Annotated in this window: 15 protein-coding genes, 1 pseudogene and 1 riboswitch; of the genes and pseudogenes, 14 read left to right on the forward strand and 2 right to left on the reverse strand. The window is 74.2% G+C overall.

Annotation, left to right across the window (positions count from 1 at the left end; all coding sequences use genetic code 11):
• Positions 1 to 30: 30 nt before the first annotated feature.
• The 5 genes from SCATT_RS21025 (at position 31) to SCATT_RS21045 (ending at position 5,898) form a co-directional block, all read left to right on the forward strand.
• Positions 31 to 459, forward strand: coding sequence for a YraN family protein (locus SCATT_RS21025; protein ID WP_014145156.1), 429 nt, complete (start codon positions 31 to 33; stop codon positions 457 to 459).
• Positions 459 to 2,069, forward strand: a complete 1,611-nt coding sequence (locus SCATT_RS21030; protein WP_014145157.1) for a YifB family Mg chelatase-like AAA ATPase — start codon at positions 459 to 461, stop codon at positions 2,067 to 2,069. The genes SCATT_RS21025 and SCATT_RS21030 overlap by 1 nt, the downstream gene beginning before the upstream one ends.
• Before the next feature lie 698 nt (positions 2,070 to 2,767).
• Positions 2,768 to 4,123, forward strand: a complete 1,356-nt coding sequence (dprA, locus tag SCATT_RS21035; RefSeq protein WP_014145158.1) for a DNA-processing protein DprA — start codon at positions 2,768 to 2,770, stop codon at positions 4,121 to 4,123.
• A 289-nt stretch (positions 4,124 to 4,412) separates the two neighbouring features.
• Positions 4,413 to 5,258, forward strand: a complete 846-nt coding sequence (gene whiG, locus SCATT_RS21040) for an RNA polymerase sigma factor WhiG (protein WP_014145159.1) — start codon at positions 4,413 to 4,415, stop codon at positions 5,256 to 5,258.
• A gap of 58 nt (positions 5,259 to 5,316) precedes the next feature.
• Positions 5,317 to 5,898, forward strand: a complete 582-nt coding sequence (locus SCATT_RS21045) for a TetR/AcrR family transcriptional regulator (RefSeq protein WP_014628442.1) — start codon at positions 5,317 to 5,319, stop codon at positions 5,896 to 5,898.
• Positions 5,899 to 6,063: 165 nt separating this feature from the next.
• On the opposite strand, the pseudogene SCATT_RS36710 reads toward SCATT_RS21045, so the two are convergent.
• Positions 6,064 to 6,543: pseudogene (locus SCATT_RS36710) on the reverse strand (peptidoglycan DD-metalloendopeptidase family protein); the annotation flags it as partial.
• Between the two features lie 357 nt (positions 6,544 to 6,900).
• Between SCATT_RS36710 and rpsB the strand changes: the two are divergent.
• The 9 genes from rpsB (at position 6,901) to SCATT_RS21095 (ending at position 15,619) form a co-directional block, all read left to right on the forward strand.
• On the forward strand, positions 6,901 to 7,797 hold the full coding sequence (gene rpsB / locus SCATT_RS21055) for a 30S ribosomal protein S2 (protein WP_014145161.1): 897 nt from the start codon (positions 6,901 to 6,903) through the stop codon (positions 7,795 to 7,797).
• Positions 7,798 to 7,900: 103 nt separating this feature from the next.
• Positions 7,901 to 8,734: a translation elongation factor Ts gene (tsf, locus tag SCATT_RS21060; protein WP_014145162.1), complete on the forward strand. Its 834-nt coding sequence runs from the start codon at positions 7,901 to 7,903 to the stop codon at positions 8,732 to 8,734.
• Positions 8,735 to 8,888: 154 nt separating this feature from the next.
• Positions 8,889 to 9,659: a UMP kinase gene (gene pyrH, locus SCATT_RS21065; RefSeq protein WP_014145163.1), complete on the forward strand. Its 771-nt coding sequence runs from the start codon at positions 8,889 to 8,891 to the stop codon at positions 9,657 to 9,659.
• A gap of 144 nt (positions 9,660 to 9,803) precedes the next feature.
• Positions 9,804 to 10,361, forward strand: a complete 558-nt coding sequence (gene frr / locus SCATT_RS21070) for a ribosome recycling factor (protein WP_014628443.1) — start codon at positions 9,804 to 9,806, stop codon at positions 10,359 to 10,361.
• Positions 10,361 to 11,461 carry a phosphatidate cytidylyltransferase gene (locus SCATT_RS21075; RefSeq protein WP_014145165.1) on the forward strand — a complete coding sequence of 367 codons (1,101 nt, stop codon included), beginning with the start codon at positions 10,361 to 10,363 and terminating at the stop codon, positions 11,459 to 11,461. Before frr ends, SCATT_RS21075 begins: the two co-directional genes overlap by 1 nt.
• An 83-nt stretch (positions 11,462 to 11,544) precedes the next feature.
• The gene (rlmN, locus tag SCATT_RS21080) at positions 11,545 to 12,651 is read left to right on the forward strand and encodes a 23S rRNA (adenine(2503)-C(2))-methyltransferase RlmN (protein ID WP_014628445.1); all 1,107 of its coding nucleotides are present in this window, start codon (positions 11,545 to 11,547) and stop codon (positions 12,649 to 12,651) included.
• Positions 12,652 to 12,696: 45 nt separating this feature from the next.
• Positions 12,697 to 12,810: riboswitch (TPP riboswitch) on the forward strand.
• On the forward strand, positions 12,801 to 13,427 hold the full coding sequence (locus SCATT_RS21085; RefSeq protein WP_014145167.1) for an ECF transporter S component: 627 nt from the start codon (positions 12,801 to 12,803) through the stop codon (positions 13,425 to 13,427). It overlaps the preceding riboswitch by 10 nt.
• 21 nt (positions 13,428 to 13,448) lie before the next feature.
• Entirely contained in the window at positions 13,449 to 14,855 is a 1,407-nt protein-coding gene (locus SCATT_RS21090) for an ABC transporter ATP-binding protein (protein ID WP_014145168.1), read from the forward strand.
• Positions 14,852 to 15,619 carry an energy-coupling factor transporter transmembrane component T family protein gene (locus tag SCATT_RS21095; protein ID WP_014145169.1) on the forward strand — a complete coding sequence of 256 codons (768 nt, stop codon included), beginning with the start codon at positions 14,852 to 14,854 and terminating at the stop codon, positions 15,617 to 15,619. Before SCATT_RS21090 ends, SCATT_RS21095 begins: the two co-directional genes overlap by 4 nt.
• A 783-nt stretch (positions 15,620 to 16,402) precedes the next feature.
• On the opposite strand, the gene SCATT_RS40385 is transcribed toward SCATT_RS21095, so the two are convergent.
• The gene (locus SCATT_RS40385) at positions 16,403 to 17,467 is read right to left on the reverse strand and encodes a hypothetical protein (protein WP_014145170.1); all 1,065 of its coding nucleotides are present in this window, start codon (positions 17,465 to 17,467) and stop codon (positions 16,403 to 16,405) included.
• Positions 17,468 to 17,493: the final 26 nt, after the last annotated feature.

A 17,493-nucleotide genomic window follows, 5' to 3' on the forward strand; every position in this document is an offset into this window, starting at 1 on the left:
CCCGCACAGTGGGTCCCGGAGGTGGTACGCATGAACGCCAGGACCGCCCTGGGCCGCTACGGCGAGGACCTCGCCGCCCGACTCCTCACCGGCTCCGGCCTCACCGTGCTCGCCCGCAACTGGCGGTGCCGGACCGGAGAGATCGACATCGTCGCCGCCGACGGCGACGCCCTGGTGATCTGCGAGGTCAAGTCGCGCAGAGCCCGTTCGGCCGGCGCCCTCGGGGCCCGCGCCGCCCCGCCGGGCGGCGGCGGACCCCCGCCCCCGGTCGGCCGCCCCTACGAACACCCGCTCGCCGCCATCACCCCGCGCCGCGCCCGCCGCCTGCGCGACCTCGCCGAACACTGGCTCGCCCAGCACCCCTCCACCCCGCCCGGCGGCGTACGGATCGACGTGGTCGCCGTCCTCCTGCCCGACCGCGGCCCCGCCCGCCTCGAACACGTACGGGGGATCGACTGATGGTCTTCGCCCGCACCGGCTCGGTCGCCCTCGTCGGCGTCGAAGGCGTCGTCGTCGAGGTCCAGGCCGACCTCGAACCCGGAGTCGCCGCCTTCACCCTGGTCGGCCTGCCCGACAAGAGCCTGTTCGAAAGCCGTGACCGGGTCCGCGCCGCCCTCGTCAACAGCGGCGAGACCTGGCCGCAGAAGAAGCTCACCGTGGGCCTCAGCCCCGCCTCGGTGCCCAAGTCCGGCAGCGGTTTCGATCTCGCCGTGGCCTGCGCCGTCCTCGCCGCCGCCGAACGGATCGACCCGGCCGCCATCGCCGACCTGATGCTGATCGGCGAACTCGGCCTGGACGGCCGGGTCCGCCCGGTACGCGGCGTGCTCCCCGCCGTCCTCGCCGCCGCCGACGCCGGCTACCGGCAGGTGGTCGTCCCGGAACGCACGGCCGCCGAAGCCAGTCTCGTCCCCGGGGTCTCCGTGCTCGGGGTACGCACCCTGCGCCAGCTGATCGCCGTGCTCAACGACGAGCCCGTCCCCGACGAGCCCCGCGACGACGAGGAGGGCCGCCCCGATCCGCTCGGCGCCGCCCTCACCGTCCCCGGCCTCGCCGCCGCGGGCCCCGGCCGCGACATCGGCCCCGCCCTCGACCTCGCCGACGTGGCCGGGCAGCACACCGCCCGGCACGCCCTGGAGATCGCCGCCGCCGGCGGCCACCACCTCCACCTGTGCGGACCGCCCGGGGCCGGCAAGACGATGCTGGCCGAACGGCTGCCCGGCCTGCTGCCGCCGCTGTCCGCCAAGGAAGCGCTGGAGGTCACCGCGATCCACTCGGTGGCCGGCGTGCTGCCGCCCGGCAAACCGCTGATCGACACCCCGCCCTACTACGCCCCGCACCACTCGGCCACCATGCCCGCCCTCGTCGGCGGCGGCAGCGGCCTGCCCCGCCCCGGCGCCTGCTCGCTGGCCCACAACGGGGTGCTCTTCCTGGACGAGGCGCCCGAGTTCCCCTCCCGGGTACTGGAAGCGCTGCGCCAGCCGCTGGAGTCCGGCCATGTGGTGGTGGCGCGGGCCGCCGGGGTGATGCGGCTGCCCGCCCGGTTCCTGCTGGTGCTCGCCTCCAACCCGTGTCCGTGCGGGCGCCACGGCATGGCCGCCGGTGGCTGCGACTGCACCCCCAGCGCCGTCCGCCGCTACCAGGGCCGGCTCTCCGGACCCCTGATGGACCGCGTCGACCTGCGCGTCACCGCCGAGGCCGTCAGCCGCGCCCAACTCGCCGGAGCCGGCCGCCAGGAGAGCAGCGCCGAGGTCGCCGTCCGGGTGCGCGAGGCCCGCGACCGCGCCGCCGCCCGCTACCGCGAACTGCCCTGGCACACCAACAGCCAAGTCCCCGGCCACGAACTGCGCACCCGCTGGCAACTGGCCCCCGGCGCGCTGCGCGACGTCGAACGCGAGATGGAACGCGGCCTGCTCACCGCCCGCGGCCTCGACAGGGTCCTGCGGGTCGCCTGGACCGTCGCCGACCTCGCCGGCCACGACCGCCCCGACGCCGACGACCTCGCCCACGCCCTCCACCTGCGCACCGGCGTCCACCGCGGCGTCCCCGTCCCAGCCGGGAGCGCCCCATGACCACCCCCACCCCCCGCCCGAATCCCGACCACCCGCCCGGCACCGCCTCCCACGACCCTCTGGCCGGCCACCGGGACCCGGCGACCGTCCAGCGTCCCGGTCCCTACCAGCACGCCGCGCCCCCCATGGATCCCCCGGTCCTCCCCGGTCCCAGAGCGCGTCCGGACGGAACGGCTCGCTCGGACTCGCCAGGCCACCCGAACCCGTTGCCCGAGCCAGCCCCTGCGGGCTACCCGGACTCCGCGTCCCTCACGGAACCGTCAGTTCTGCCCGACCCCGGGGCCCACCCAGGCCCATTGGCCCAACAAGCCCCGGCGGCCGACCAGTCCGGGCCGGGCGACCCGTGTCCCGGGCCCTGCCGGGACTCCGCGTGCTTCGCGGATCCGCCGGTTCTTCTCAGCGCCGGGGCGCCCCCGGGCCGGGCGGTCCATCCGCATCCTGACTCCCTTCCGGGCGCCGCGACCCACCCAGGCCCGTTGGCCCAACAAGTGTCAGCAGCCGACCAGCCCCGGCCGGGCAACCCGTATCCCGGGCCCTGCCGGGATTCCACGTCCCTCGCGGATCCGCCGGTTCTCCCCGGTGCCGGGGCGCCCCCGGGCTGGGCGATCCACCCGCACGCTGAGCCCCTTCCGGGCGCCGCGCCCCACCCGAACCCAGCGATCCAGCAAGTCTCCGCGGCTCACTCCGATCCCGAGGCCGTGCACGCCTCGGCGTCCTACCCGCGCGCCGACCCCCTCCCCGGCATCTCCCCGGAGCCGGCGACCCGCTCGGGCTCCGCGGACGACCGGGGCCCGGAGGTCGGCCCCGGCACCGGGATCTCCCCGCCCCCGGCGATCCGCCCCGGCGCCGCGGCCTCCCTCGCCCCGGCGGCCTTCCCGGGCCGGGCCACCGCGCGGTGGGAACAGGGGGAGCGGTGGGCTCGGGCCGCGCTGACCCGGATCACCGAGCCGGGGGACCGGGTGGTGGGGCGCAGTCTGCGGGAACGGGGGGCCGAGGCCACGTTGCGGGCCCTGGTCGCGGGGCGCGGGCTGCCGGGGATGGGGGCACGCCGGGCCGCCGGATACCGGGCCCGTGCCGAACGGGCCGACCCCGACGCAGACCTCGCCACGGTCACCGCGCGCGGCGGGCGCTTCATCTGCCCCGGCGACCCCGAATGGCCGGGGCAACTGGCCGACCTCGGCGACGAGGAACCGGTGGGGCTGTGGCTGCGGGGCCGGCCCAACCTGCGTCTGTGGGCGCTGCGTTCGGTCGCCGTGGTCGGGGCCCGGGCGTGCACCGAATACGGCAATCACGTCGGCGCGGCACTCGGCGCCGGGCTCGCCGAGGCCGGCTGGACGGTGGTCTCCGGCGCCGCGCACGGGGTGGACGGCGCGGCCCACCGCGGCGCCCTCGCGGCCGGCGGGGCGACCGTCGGGGTGGTCGCCGGGGGCGTCGACGTCCACTATCCGCCCAGTCACGCCGAGTTGCTCGAACGCATCGCCCAACAGGGGCTGCTCGTCGGCGAGCTGGCCCCCGGAGACCACCCGACGCGCAGCCGGTTCGTCCTGCGCAACCGGGTCATCGCGGCGCTCACCCGGGGCACCGTGGTGGTGGAGGCCCGGCTGCGCAGCGGCTCCCTGATCACCGCGCGGCGCGCCGCCGAACTCGGCCGGGTGGTGATGGCGGTGCCCGGCCCGGTCACCTCTGACCTGTCCTCCGGCACCCACGGACTGCTGCGCGGCACCGCCCAGTTGGTGACCGACGCGGCCGACGTGGTCGAACTCGTCGGCAGCATCGGTGACGACCTGTCACCACCGCGCCGTGGCCCCGTCCTCCCGCGCGACCTGCTCCCGCGCGGCGCCGCACAGGTGCTGGACGCCTTGCCGGCGCGCGGCGCCGCGCCCGCCGAAGCCGTCGCCCGGCAGGCGGCGACCACCCCGGACGACGCCCTGGCCCGCCTGCACGAACTGCGCGCGCTCGGCTTCGTGACGCACGACGACACCGGGTGGCGGCTGGCCCGTCCGGCCGGCGGGGGACGGCTGGAGCCGGCCGGGGAAGGAGGCGCCCGGCCCTGACGGCCCGTCCCGGTCACCGACCCGGTCAACACACCATCAGGTGACAGCACGGTTCTTGACCTGGGCCGACCGGATGATGAGGTTAGGGGGAGACCGCAGGGCGCTCCGTCCCGCACCGGCCGCGGCAACGGCCGGGGAGGACGACCCCCGTCGCTCCATGTGCAGGACGGAACGTATCTGCGGGCAAGCTCACCCGAACGTCGTAGCGCAGAGCGACGGTCCGGTCACGCTACGCTCCCGGTGACTGAGACCCCCACCAACGTCACGGCAGAACGGCTCAAGGCGACGCATGCCCCAGCACACCTCCGGGCCTGACCGCTCGGCGGCGGCGACCGACCGCCGCGCCTCTCCGCACGCCCGGAACGCCGCCCCGACCGCCCTCGACGAACTGTGGCGCACCTACAAGGCCACCGGGGAACCCCGCCTGCGCGAGCAGCTGATCCTGCACTACTCGCCCCTGGTCAAATACGTCGCCGGGCGGGTCAGCGTCGGCCTGCCGCCCAACGTCGAACAGGCCGACTTCGTCTCCTCCGGGGTCTTCGGCCTGATCGACGCCATCGAGAAGTTCGAGCCGGAACGCTCGATCAAGTTCGAGACCTACGCCATCACCCGGATCCGCGGCGCCATGATCGACGAGCTGCGGGCGCTCGACTGGATCCCGCGTTCGGTACGCCAGAAGGCCCGGGCCGTGGAACGCGCCTACGCCACGCTGGAGGCCAAGTACCACCGCACCCCCTCCGAGGCCGAGGTGGCCGAGGAGATGGACATCACCGTCGAGGAACTCCACTCGATCTTCAGCCAGCTCTCCCTCGCCAACGTGGTCGCCCTGGAGGAACTGCTGCACGTCGGCGGCGAGAACGGCGACCGGCTCAGCCTCGTCGACACCCTGGAGGACCGCGCCGCCGACAACCCCGTCGAGGTCGCCGAGGACCGGGAACTGCGCCGGCTCCTCGCCCGCGCCGTGGCCACCCTCCCGGAGCGCGAGAAGACCGTCGTCACCCTCTACTACTACGAGGGGCTCACCCTGGCCGAGATCGGCCAGGTGCTCGGGGTCACCGAGAGCCGGGTCAGCCAGATCCACACCAAATCGGTGCTCCAGCTGCGGGCCAAGCTCGCCGACGTGGGACGCGGCTGACCCCCGCGCACGGCCGGGTCCGTACAGTGGTGAGGTGCCCAAGATTCGAGCGGCCTCGGTGGCCGAGCACCGGACGATGCAGCGCGGCGCCCTGCTGGACGCGGCGCGTTCCCTGCTCTCCGAAGGGGGTACCGAAGCGCTGACCTTCCCCGCCCTCGCCCGCCGCACCGGGCTCGCCCGTTCCTCGGTGTACGAGTACTTCCGCTCCCGGGCCGCCGTGGTGGAGGAGCTGTGCGCCGTGGACTTCCCCGTCTGGGCGGCGGAGGTGGAGTCGGCGATGGCGGCGGCCGACACCCCCGAGGGCAAGATCGAGGCGTATGTGCGGCGGCAGCTCGCGCTCGTCGGCGACCGCCGCCACCGGGCCGTCGTGGCGATCTCCGCCGGTGAGCTGGACGCCGGCGCCCGGGAGAAGATCCGGGCCGCGCACGGCGGACTGATCGCCATGGTGGTCGAGGCGCTCGGCGAACTCGGCCACGAGGAGCCCAGGCTGACCGCCATGCTGCTCCAGGGCGTGGTCGACGCCGCGGTGCGCCGCATCGAACTCGGCGCGGCCGAGGACCCGGAACGGATCACCTCCGCCGCCGTCGCCATGGCGCTCGACGGCGTCCGCGCCCCCCGGCACCGCCCGTCCGGCCACTGACCCGCCCGCCACCGGGCCTCGCGGCGCCCCCGGCACCGGCACCCCGAACACCGGCAGCAGCCGGGACCGTCCGCCGTACCGCAGCCGGGGCGGCAGCAGCGACAGCGGGTCCAGATACGCCTCGCCCCGCAGCAGCCCCCAGTGCAGACACCCCGCGGGGCAGTGGTAGGGCCCCGGGCCCAGCGTGCCCACCGGGTCTCCGGCGCCCACCACGGTGCCGTCCCGCACGGCCGCCCGCACCGGCTCGTACGTCGTGCGCAGCGCCGGGGTGCCGGTGCCGGACAGCTCGACGGTGACCACGCCGGCCCCCGCCACCGTCCCCGCGAAGACCACGCGGCCCGGCGCCGCCGAGACCACCGGGGTGCCGGGCGGTGCCGCCAGGTCCACCCCGCGGTGGCCGGCCGACCACCGCCGGGCCGGCGGCGCGAAGCCGCGCACCACCACCGGGCGGCGGCCGTCCGCGGCACGCACCGGCCACGCCCGGCCCCCCGGTACGCCGGACCCCTCGGCGTACCGGGACCCGTACCCGTACGCGTACGCCCACAGCACCCGCGCCGGGCGGGCGGTGGCCGGCAGCAGCGTGAGGAGCGCGGCGAGCGCCGCCACCGGCACCCACTCGTGCAACCGCTTCGTCCCCGTCTTCATGGCCGTACCGTGCACCAGGGACCGCTCCGCGTGGGGATCATGGGCGCAATCTGTGGAGAACCCGCCGCCTGTGGAGAACCCGGTCACCGATTCGGTGGAAATCGGCCGTGTCGCCCGGCGGCGGCACGGTCCCGTACACTTTCCCTGGCGGCCCGGGCCACCGGGTCGACTTCGCACGCCCCGCCGCTGTCGAACCTCCTTGGCGAACCCGCAGTGAACCAAGGCCGACGGCGGACAGTGCCCCTCGGTCCTCGGAAAGACGCGCCTCCGCGCGACGCCCGCGGCACGGCGCTCCGGGGCGTCAGGAGTGGCGGCCACCCGGCCGTCGCGGAAACCGAGTACCCAAGGAGTACGGCCATGGCCGTCGTCACGATGCGGGAGCTGCTGGAGAGCGGCGTCCACTTCGGGCACCAGACCCGCCGTTGGAACCCGAAGATGAAGCGCTTCATCTTCACCGAGCGCAACGGCATCTACATCATCGACCTGCTCCAGTCGCTGTCGTACATCGACCGCGCCTACGAGTTCGTCAAGGAGACCGTCGCCCACGGCGGTTCCATCCTCTTCGTCGGTACCAAGAAGCAGGCCCAGGAGGCCATCGCCGAGCAGGCGACCCGCGTCGGCATGCCGTACGTCAACCAGCGCTGGCTGGGCGGCATGCTCACCAACTTCTCGACCGTCTACAAGCGCCTGCAGCGCCTGAAGGAGCTCGAGGAGATCGACTTCACGGACGTGGCCGCCTCCGGCCTCACCAAGAAGGAGCTCCTGGTCCTCGAGCGCGAGAAGAACAAGCTCGAGAAGACCCTCGGCGGTATCCGCGACATGCAGAAGGTGCCCAGCGCCGTCTGGATCGTGGACACCAAGAAGGAGCACATCGCCGTCGGTGAGGCGCGCAAGCTGCGCATCCCGGTCGTCGCCATCCTGGACACCAACTGCGACCCGGACGAGGTCGACTACAAGATCCCGGGCAACGACGACGCGATCCGCTCGGTCACCCTGCTCACCCGCGTGATCGCCGACGCCGTCGCCGAGGGCCTGATCGCCCGTTCCGGCGCCGCCACCGGTGACAAGGCCGCCCCGGCCGAGCCGCTGGCCGAGTGGGAGCGCGAGCTGCTGGAGGGCGAGAAGGCCAAGGCCGAGCAGGCTCCGGCCGAGCAGGCCCCGGCCGCGGAGGCCACCGAGGCCCCGGCCGAGACCGCCACCGAGGCGCCCGCCGAGACCGCCACCGAGGCCCCGGCCGAGGGCGACCAGGCCTGAGCCCACACGGCTGACCGACGGCGGGGGACGGGGACTTCACAAGGTCCGGCCCCCGCCGTTCACCGGTAACCCCCCGACTTTCCGAGAAGAGATTCCAGGGACCATGGCGAACTTCACCGCCGCCGACGTCAAGAAGCTCCGCGAGAGCACCGGCGCCGGCATGATGGACTGCAAGAAGGCGCTGGACGAGGCCGAGGGCAACCTCGAGAAGGCCGTCGAGATCCTCCGCGTCAAGGGCCAGAAGGGCGTCGCCAAGCGCGAGAGCCGCACCACCGCCAACGGTGCCGTCGTCGCCGTCCTCGAGGACGGCAAGGCTGGCGTGCTGCTGGAGCTGGACTGCGAGACCGACTTCGTCGCCAAGGGTGACAAGTTCGTGGCCGTCGCCGAGACCATCGCCAAGCACACCGCCGCCACCAAGCCGGCCGACCTGGCCGCCCTGCTCGCCTCCGAGATCGAGTCCGGCAAGACCGTGCAGGCGTTCGTGGACGAGGCCAACGCCACCCTCGGCGAGAAGATCGTGCTGAGCCGCTTCGCGCAGTTCACCGACGGCTACGTCGCCTCCTACCTGCACCGCACCAACCCGGACCTGCCCCCGCAGGTCGGCGTGCTGGTCGAGCTGGACCAGGAGAACGCCGAGATCGCCAAGGACGTGGCGCAGCACATCGCCGCCTTCGCGCCGAAGTTCCTCTCCCGCGACGAGATCCCGGCCGAGACCGTGGAGAACGAGCGCCGGGTCGCCGAGGCCACCGCGCGCGAGGAGGGCAAGCCGGAGGCGGCCCTGCCGAAGATCGTCGAAGGCCGCGTCAACGGCTTCTTCAAGGAGAACGTCGTCCTGGAGCAGGCGTTCGCCAAGGACAACAAGAAGACCGTGCAGCAGGTGCTGAACGAGGCCGGCGTCACGCTCAAGCGTTTCGCGCGCTTCCGCGTCGGCGTCTGATCCGCACCGGAGAAGACCCGCGGCCCGGTCAGGGTCGTACGCGGTCGGCCGTGCGCCGGCCGGCCGCAGTTGTGACGAGGAGGCCATTGCCGTCGAGGGAACCACACCCGGACCCACGGCAATGGCCTTCTCGCGTGTGCACGAGGAGGACCCCATGGACAAGGACGCCCGCAACGACGACGGCACGCACCGCGAGGACGGGAGCGCCAAGCGCTTCCTGTTGAAGCTGTCCGGTGAGGCGTTCGCCGGGGGAGGGGGCCTCGGCGTCGACCCCGACGTCGTGCACGCCATCGCCCGCGAGATCGCCGCCGTGGTCCGGGACGGCACCCAGATCGCCGTGGTGATCGGCGGCGGCAACTTCTTCCGCGGCGCCGAACTCCAGCAGCGCGGCATGGACCGGGCCCGCTCGGACTACATGGGCATGCTGGGCACCGTGATGAACTGCCTCGCCCTCCAGGACTTCCTGGAGAAGGAGGGCATCGACACCCGCGTGCAGACCGCCATCACCATGGGCCAGGTCGCCGAGCCGTACATCCCGCTGCGCGCCATCCGCCACCTGGAGAAGGGGCGCGTGGTCATCTTCGGCGCCGGCATGGGCATGCCGTACTTCTCCACCGACACCACCGCCGCCCAGCGCGCCCTGGAGATCCACGCCGAGGCCATCCTGATGGGCAAGAACGGCGTGGACGGGGTCTACGACTCCGACCCCAAGGTCAACCCGGACGCGGTGAAGTTCGACGCCCTGGAGTACGGCGAGGTGATCTCCCGCGACCTGCGGGTGGCCGACGCCACCGCGATCACGCTGTGCCGCGACAACGAGCTGCCCATCCTCGTCTTCGAGCTCCTCACCGAAGGGAACATCGCGCGCGCCGTGAAGGGTGAGAAGATCGGCACGCTGGTGAGCGGGCACGGCACCCGGGACTGACCCGTCCGCCGCCCCGCCGGACCCGAGGCGACGAAGGTCCGGCGCGGGGATGGACAAACGCGCTGCCGGTTCGCCACCGTGCAGGGAACACGCGCGCACGCAGGGGCGAGATGTGAAGCTCACGACCCAGACCAGGAGCACATGGTGATCGAAGAGACCCTCCTCGAAGCCGAGGAGAAGATGGAGAAGGCCGTCGTGGTCGCCAAGGAGGACTTCGCCGCGATCCGCACCGGGCGTGCGCACCCGGCGATGTTCAACAAGATCGTGGCCGAGTACTACGGCACCATGACGCCGATCAACCAGATGGCGTCCTTCTCGGTGCCGGAGCCGCGCATGGCGGTGGTGACCCCGTTCGACAAGAGCTCGCTGCGGGCCATCGAGACCGCGATCCGCGACTCCGACCTGGGCGTCAACCCGACCAACGACGGCACCATCATCCGGGTGGTCTTCCCGGAGCTGACCGAGGAACGGCGCAAGCAGTTCATCAAGGTCGCCAAGGGCAAGGCCGAGGACGCCAAGGTCTCCATCCGCAGCGTCCGCCGCAAGGCCAAGGAGACCCTGGACAAGCTGGCCAAGGACGGCGAGGCCGGCGAGGACGAGGTCCGCCGCGCCGAGAAGGAACTCCAGGACGCCACCGACAAGTACGTGGCCCAGGTCGACGAACTGCTCAAGCACAAGGAAGCCGAGCTCCTCGAGGTCTGATGAACGACTCTTCACGGGGAGCTCCGCCGGGCGCCGGCTACTGGGGAGCCCCCGAGCAGGCGCGTGCCGCCGGGGGGTTCCCCGCGGGGCAGGCGGAGGGTGCCGGGTACGACGGCGGCGGGGCGGCGCACACCGGGTACGTGCCGCCGTCCCCGGACGCCGTCGGCGCGGGACCGGCGTACCGGGCGGAGCACCCCGTGCCGGACGGCTCCGGCGGGCCGCGGCCGGAGGGCCGTCCCGCGCCGGGTGAGCCGGGGCCGGAGGGGCGGCCGGGCCGCGCCAAGAAGAAGGCGGGCCGCAACCTGCCCGCCGCCATAGGGGTCGGCCTCGGCCTCGGCGCGGTCATCATCGCCTCGCTGTTCGTGGAGAAGACGGTCTTCGTCGGCGTCGTGGTGCTCGGCGTGGTCGTCGGGCTGTGGGAGCTGACCAGTCGGCTCGCCGAACGCAAGCGGATCCACGCCCCGTTGATCCCGCTCGCGGTGGGCGGCGCCGCGATGGTGGTGGCCGGCTACGTCCGCGGCGCGGAGGGCGCCTGGGTGGCGATGGCGCTCACCGCGCTGGCGGTGCTGGTGTGGCGGATGACCCAGCCGCCGCAGGACTACCTCAAGGACGTCACCGCCGGGCTCTTCGCCGCGTTCTACGTACCGTTCCTGGCCACCTTCGTGGTGATGATGCTGGCCGCGCACGACGGTCCGTGGCGGGTCTTCGTCTTCCTGCTGCTCACCGTGGTCAGCGACACCGGCGCGTACGCGGTCGGCTGGCGCTTCGGCAACCACAAGCTGGCGCCGCGGATCAGCCCCGGCAAGACCCGCGAGGGGCTGGTGGGCGCGGTGGCCTTCGCCATGGCGGCCGGCGCGCTCTCCATGACGTACCTGATCGACGGCGGCCGGTGGTGGCAGGGGCTGCTGCTGGGACTGGCGGTCGCCGCCAGCGCCACCCTCGGCGACCTCGGCGAATCCATGATCAAGCGGGACCTGGGCATCAAGGACATGGGCACCCTGCTGCCCGGCCACGGCGGCATCATGGACCGCCTGGACTCCCTGCTGCCCACCGCCCCCGTGGTCTGGCTGCTGCTGGTGATCTTCGTCGGCGCGAGCTGACCCGTACCCCGCCACCGCCCCGCACCTGGCCCGCCGCACACGCGGCGGGCCTTGTCGTACGGATCTGCGACACTGGACAAATCATGCCTGCACCCGGAGAACTGACCTTCGCCGCGCCGCGCGGCGCCAAGAAGCCGCCGCGGCACCTCGCCGACCTCGACCCCGCCGAGCGCCGCGCCGCCGTCGCCGAGCTGGGCGAGAAGCCGTTCCGCGCCAAGCAGCTGTCGCAGCACTACTTCGCGCGGTACGCCGACGACCCGGCGACCTGGACGGACATCCCGGCGGCGGCGCGGGGCGCGCTGGCCGAGGGGCTGCTGCCGGAGTTGATGTCGGTGGTGCGCCACGTCTCCTGCGACGACGACACCACGCGCAAGACGCTGTGGCGGCTCTTCGACGGCACGCTGGTCGAGTCGGTGCTGATGCGCTACCCGGACCGGGTCACCATGTGCATCAGCTCGCAGGCCGGCTGCGGCATGAACTGCCCGTTCTGCGCCACCGGCCAGGCCGGGCTCACCCGCAACCTGTCCACCGCCGAGATCGTCCACCAGATCGTGGCGGGCATGCGGTCGCTGCGCGACGGCGAGGTGCCCGGCGGTCCGGCCCGGCTGAGCAACATCGTCTTCATGGGCATGGGCGAGCCGCTGGCCAACTACAACCGCGTGGTGGCCGCCATCCGCCGGCTCACCGACCCCGCGCCGGACGGCCTCGGGCTCTCCCAGCGCGGCATCACCGTCTCCACCGTGGGCCTCGTCCCGGCCATGCTGCGCTTCGCCGACGAGGGCTTCAAGTGCCGGCTCGCGCTGTCGCTGCACGCCCCCGACGACGAGCTGCGCGACACCCTGGTACCGGTCAACACCCGCTGGAAGGTACGCGAGGTGCTCGACGCCGCCTGGCACTACGCCGAGGTCTCCGGCCGCCGGGTCTCCATCGAGTACGCGCTCATCCGCGACATCAACGACCACGCCTGGCGGGCCGACCTGCTCGGCCGCCTGCTCAAGGGCCGCCGCGCGCACGTCAACCTGATCCCGCTCAACCCCACCCCGGGTTCGAAGTGGACGGCCTCCAGCCCCGAGGACGAGAAGGCGTTCGTCCGCGCCCTGGAGGCGCACGGCGTGCCGGTGACGGTACGCGACACCCGCGGCCAGGAGATCGACGGCGCATGCGGCCAGCTGGCCGCTTCCGAGCGCTGACCTGGCACTGATATCGTCTGAACGCCCAAAAGTGAACACCTGATCCAATTCCGACAGGGGAGCGCGCCAGCGCTGAGAGTGCGGCCGGCCACGCCACGCCGCAGACCCTCGAACCTGATCCGGGTAATGCCGGCGAAGGGAGTTCGGCCATGACACCGGCCAATCCGCGACCGCGGCCCGATTCCGCGGCCACCACCACGCCCGCCCGCACCAACCGCTGGCGCACCGTCGACATCGTGGTCGCCGCCGTCCTCGGCGCCGCCTTCGGCGTCATCTTCTGGGGCTGGAGCACTCTGTGGAACGGCCTGGCCAGCGCCATCCCGCTGCCCGCCCGCGGGGTGATCTACGGCGTGTGGCTGGTGCCCGCCGTCCTCGGCCCGCTGGTCATCCGCAAGCCCGGGGCCGGCATCTTCTGCGAACTGGTCGCCGCCAGCGTCGCCACCCTCTTCGGCTCCCCCTGGGGCCTGGTCACCCTCGCCTACGGGGTGCTCCAGGGCATGGCCGGCGAGTTCGGCTTCGCGCTCACCGGCTACCGCGTCTGGCGGTGGCCCACCGCGCTGGCCGGCGGCGCGCTCGCCGGGATCGCCGCCTCGCTGCTGGACAACGCGCTGTACTACGCCGCCAGCTCCACCGGCTGGCAGATCGCCTACGCCGCCCTGGTCACCGTCAGCTCCGCGGCCATCGCCGGCCTCGGCAGCCTCGCCCTCACCAGGTCGCTCGCCCAGACCGGGGTGCTCGACCCGTTCCCGTCCGGCCGCGAACGCGCCGCGGTCTGACGGCACTTCGGTGAGCACGGCATGAGCACGGTACGGCTGCGCGGCTTCGGACACCGGCACGCCGGACGCCGCCGCTGGGCGGTACGCGGCGTGGACCTGGAGATCGGCCACGGGGAACGGGTCGGACTCCTCGGCCCGTCCGGCGCCGGCAAGTCCACCCTGCTGGCCGCCCTGGCCGGACTGCTGCCGCCCGAGGCCGGCGACCGCGAGGGCACCGTCGAGATCGACGGCCGCGACCCGCGCGAGGCCCGCGAGCGCATCGGCATGGTCTTCCAGGACCCGCAGTCCCAACTGGTCATGGAACGCGCCGGGGACGACGTCGCCTTCGGCCTGGAGAACCGCGGCACGCCACCGGAGCGCATCCCCGCCCTCGTCGCCGAGGCGCTGCGCCGCGTCGGGTTCCGGTACGACGTACGGCGGCCCACCAGCGCGCTCTCCGGCGGCGAACAGCAACGCCTCGCCCTGGCCGGTGCCCTGGTCACCGGCCCCGGTCTGCTCCTGCTGGACGAGCCCACCTCCAACCTCGACCCGGCCGGCGCCGCCCTCGTCCGCGAGGTGCTGGCCGGGCTGGACGGCACCACCCAACTCGTCGTCGAGCACCGGATCGCCGAACTCGCCCCGCAACTGGACCGGATCGTCGTCCTCGAACCGGGCGGCGGCGTCCGCGCCGACGGCCCGCCCGAAGCGGTCTTCGCCGAACACGGTGAACGCCTCGCCGCCGAGGGCGTCTGGGTGCCCGGCCACCCGCTGCCCGCCCACCCCCCGGCCGGCGCCGCCGGCCCCGAACTGCTGCGTACCCGTTCCCTCGGCCACCGCCCGGTCTTCGAACGGCTCGCCGACACCGCGGTCCAGGCCGGCGAGGCGCTCGCCGTGGTCGGCCCCAACGGCGCCGGCAAGTCGACCCTCGCCCTCCTGCTGGGCGGCCTGCTCGCCCCCACCGACGGACGGGTGGCCGCCACCGCCGAACTCGCCGGCCCCGACGCCGCCCGCCCCCCGCACCGCTGGCGCCCCCGCGTGCTCGCCGGACGCATCGGCTCCGTCTTCCAGAACCCCGAGCACCAGTTCGTCACCGCCCGGGTACGGGACGAACTCACCCTCGGCGCCGGCGATCCGGCCCGCGCCGACGAACTCCTCGTCCGCCTACGGCTGGACGCCCTCGCCGAGGCCAACCCGCACACCCTCTCCGGCGGCGAACAACGCCGGCTCTCGGTGGCCACCGCGCTCGCCGCCGCCCCCCGCCTCCTCGTCCTGGACGAACCCACCTTCGGCCAGGACCGCCGCACCTGGACCGAACTGGTCGCCCTCCTCGCCGGCCTGCGCGACGAAGGCCACGGCATCGTCGCCGTCACCCACGACCCCGACTTCACCACGGCACTCGCGGCCCGTGAACTCCGGCTCGGCGCGGCGCGGTTGGAGGTGTCCCGGTGATCAACCGTGCCGCGCCCATCGCCGACCCCGCCGCGCCGCTGGCGCGGCGGAACCCGGTGGCCAAACTGGTCGCCGCCGCGGTCGTCGCGCTCGCGCTCGTGCTCAGCCTGGACCCGGTGGCGCCCGGCATCGCCTTCGGCGTCGAACTGGCCGTCGTACCGTTCTTCGGCATCCGCTACCCCGTACTCGCCCGGCGCGTCTGGCCGTTGCTGCTGGGCATCGTCGGCGCCGTGGTCACGCTCTTCCTCTTCGCCACCGACCGGCAGCACATCCTCACCTCCGCCCTGGCGCTCGCCCTGCGCCTGCTGGCCGTCGCCCTCCCCGGCGTCCTCGCCTTCGCCACCACCGACCCCACCGACCTGGCCGACGCGCTCATCCAGAACGCCAAGGTCCCCCCGCGGTTCGCCATCGGCACGCTGGCCGCCTGGCGGCTCGTCCCCCTCCTCGGCGACGAATGGCGCCTCATCCACCACGCCCGCCGCGCCCGCGGCGTCGACCCCGGCCGCAACCCCCTCGCCCACCTCCGCCTCTTCGCCTCCGCCTCCTTCACCTTGCTCGTCGGCGCGATCCGCCGCGGTACGCGTCTCGCCACCGCGATGGACGCCCGCGGCTTCGACGCGGGCACCCCCCGCACCAGCGCGCGCCGCGTCCCCTTCGGCGTGGCCGACGCCCTACTGATCGCCGCCGCGACCGGTGCCGCCGCGCTGGCGGTCGGAGTGAGCGTGTGGACAGGCGAGTTCCGCCCGATCTTCACCGCCCCCTGACGGTTCGCCCGCGCGGGTCCGCTACGCGCTGGCGGTCAGCGGGTTCGCTCGCGCTGGTGGTCAGCCATTACTCCGTGGCCCGGTTCGCCCGGTTCGGGGTGCCGGGGTGGCCCCCGTTCGCCCCTGCCCGGTGGGGGGTTGGGGTGGGTTTTTGGTCTGGTTCGGCACGGGGTGGCTTCGCCTATGCGTCGTACGGGGTCGGGGGCGCGCCGGGGGTGACTCCTCGCTCCAGGTATCCGCCACAGCTTGGCTCCGGCTACTGGGTCGCTGCGGGGACACCCCCGACACACCCCCTTGCGCCGTCGTGCGGGTGCCTCTCTTCGCGGGTGGGGGTGAGTAAGGAGGTTGGGGTCACCCCGATCTCCTTCTCACCCCCTCCGTGCCGCAGCGCGGAACGCAACAGAACGGGGGCGTGCAGGGGTGTCCCCGCAGCGACCCAGCGGGGCGGCGGAGAGCCGACGACGAAACGTGGAGCGAGGAGTCACCCCGGAGGGCCCCCGGAAACCAAGGCAGACAGTGCGCACCCCGCACTGTACGAACACAGCCACGGGTGGGCGGGGGAAGCATCAGTGACGCCAGCCACGACGAGACGGGGGGCCGGGGGCGCCCCGAGGAGGTAATGGCTGACCGCCAGCGCGAGCGAACCCTCACCCCGGAGGGCCCCCGGGAACCCAGGAAGACAGTGCGCACCCCGCGCTATACGCGTACAGCCACGGGTGGGCGGGGGGAAGCATCAGTGACGCCAGCCACGACGAGACGGGGGGCCGGGGGCGCCCCGAGGAGTCAATGGCTGACCGCCAGCGCGAGCGCGGCCGCTTTGGGGAGGACGGCCACCACCACGACGGCCGAGGTCAGCGCGAGCGCGCGCACAAGCAGGGCACGGCGCAGCACCCCCACCGTCGCCCCAGCCTCCCGCAGGGAAACCGTCACCGCCCGCCTCGCCTCCCTCGCCTCCGTCGTCGCCGCTGCCGCCGCCGTCACCGCCGCGGCCAGCACGATCGCGGCACCCACGGTGGTGAAAGGGGTCGCGTACGGCGCCGGGACAGCGGCCGGGACGGCGCACACCACCGTGGCGAGCACGGCGAAGGGGCGGCCGAGATGCCCCGCCTCGGCCTGCAGGGTGCGGCCGGAGATCAGCCGAAGGGCGCCGGGCCGCCGCCAGGACAGCAGGCGCCCGCACAGGTGCACCAGTCCCGGCCCGGCCGTCACCACCCCGACGGCGGCCAGCACCCACCCGGCCAGCGCCAGCGGCGGGACCCCGCCGAGGTGGCCGGGGAGCGGCAGGGCGGATACGCGCGGCGGGCGGCGGGCGGCGTACCCGGCGACGGCCGACCCGGCGAGGGCCGCCGCGCAGCCCCAGCCGAGCGCGGCCGGGGCGGCCGGACGCCGGCGGCGCGGACGTACCGCCACCGCGGAGGCCACCGCCGACGTCAGCGGCGCGGCCAGCAGCAACGTGGCCACCCCGGCGGCCGGCAACCGGGCCGCCTCGTGCGCCCGCGCCACCCCGGCGAGGGCGACCGCGCTGCCCAGGGCGGCGGTGACCGCGGTGGCGAGGGCGGCGGGGAGCGCCGGGCGTCCGCGGCCGACCCGGGCCACCGCCGGGTGCGCGGGGTGGCGGCTGCCGTGGTCGGCCCGGCTCACCGCGCCCGCCAGGTAGGCCAGCGCCGCCAACGGCACCGCGCACCACGCCAGCCGCAGCGCCGAGGCGGCGGTGTCCTCCGGGTGGCGTACCGCGTTCCCGAGCGCGGCGAGCAGCAGCAGCCCGGTGCCGGCCGCCACGGCCAGCAGGACCAGCCGCCGCAGCAGGGCGGAGGGACGCGGACGCAGGATCAGTCGCAGATGGAGCATGACGTGGCGCCTTCGCAGCGGATGTC

The sequence above is a fragment of the Streptantibioticus cattleyicolor NRRL 8057 = DSM 46488 genome (assembly GCF_000240165.1).
Classification (GTDB): domain Bacteria; phylum Actinomycetota; class Actinomycetes; order Streptomycetales; family Streptomycetaceae; genus Streptantibioticus; species Streptantibioticus cattleyicolor.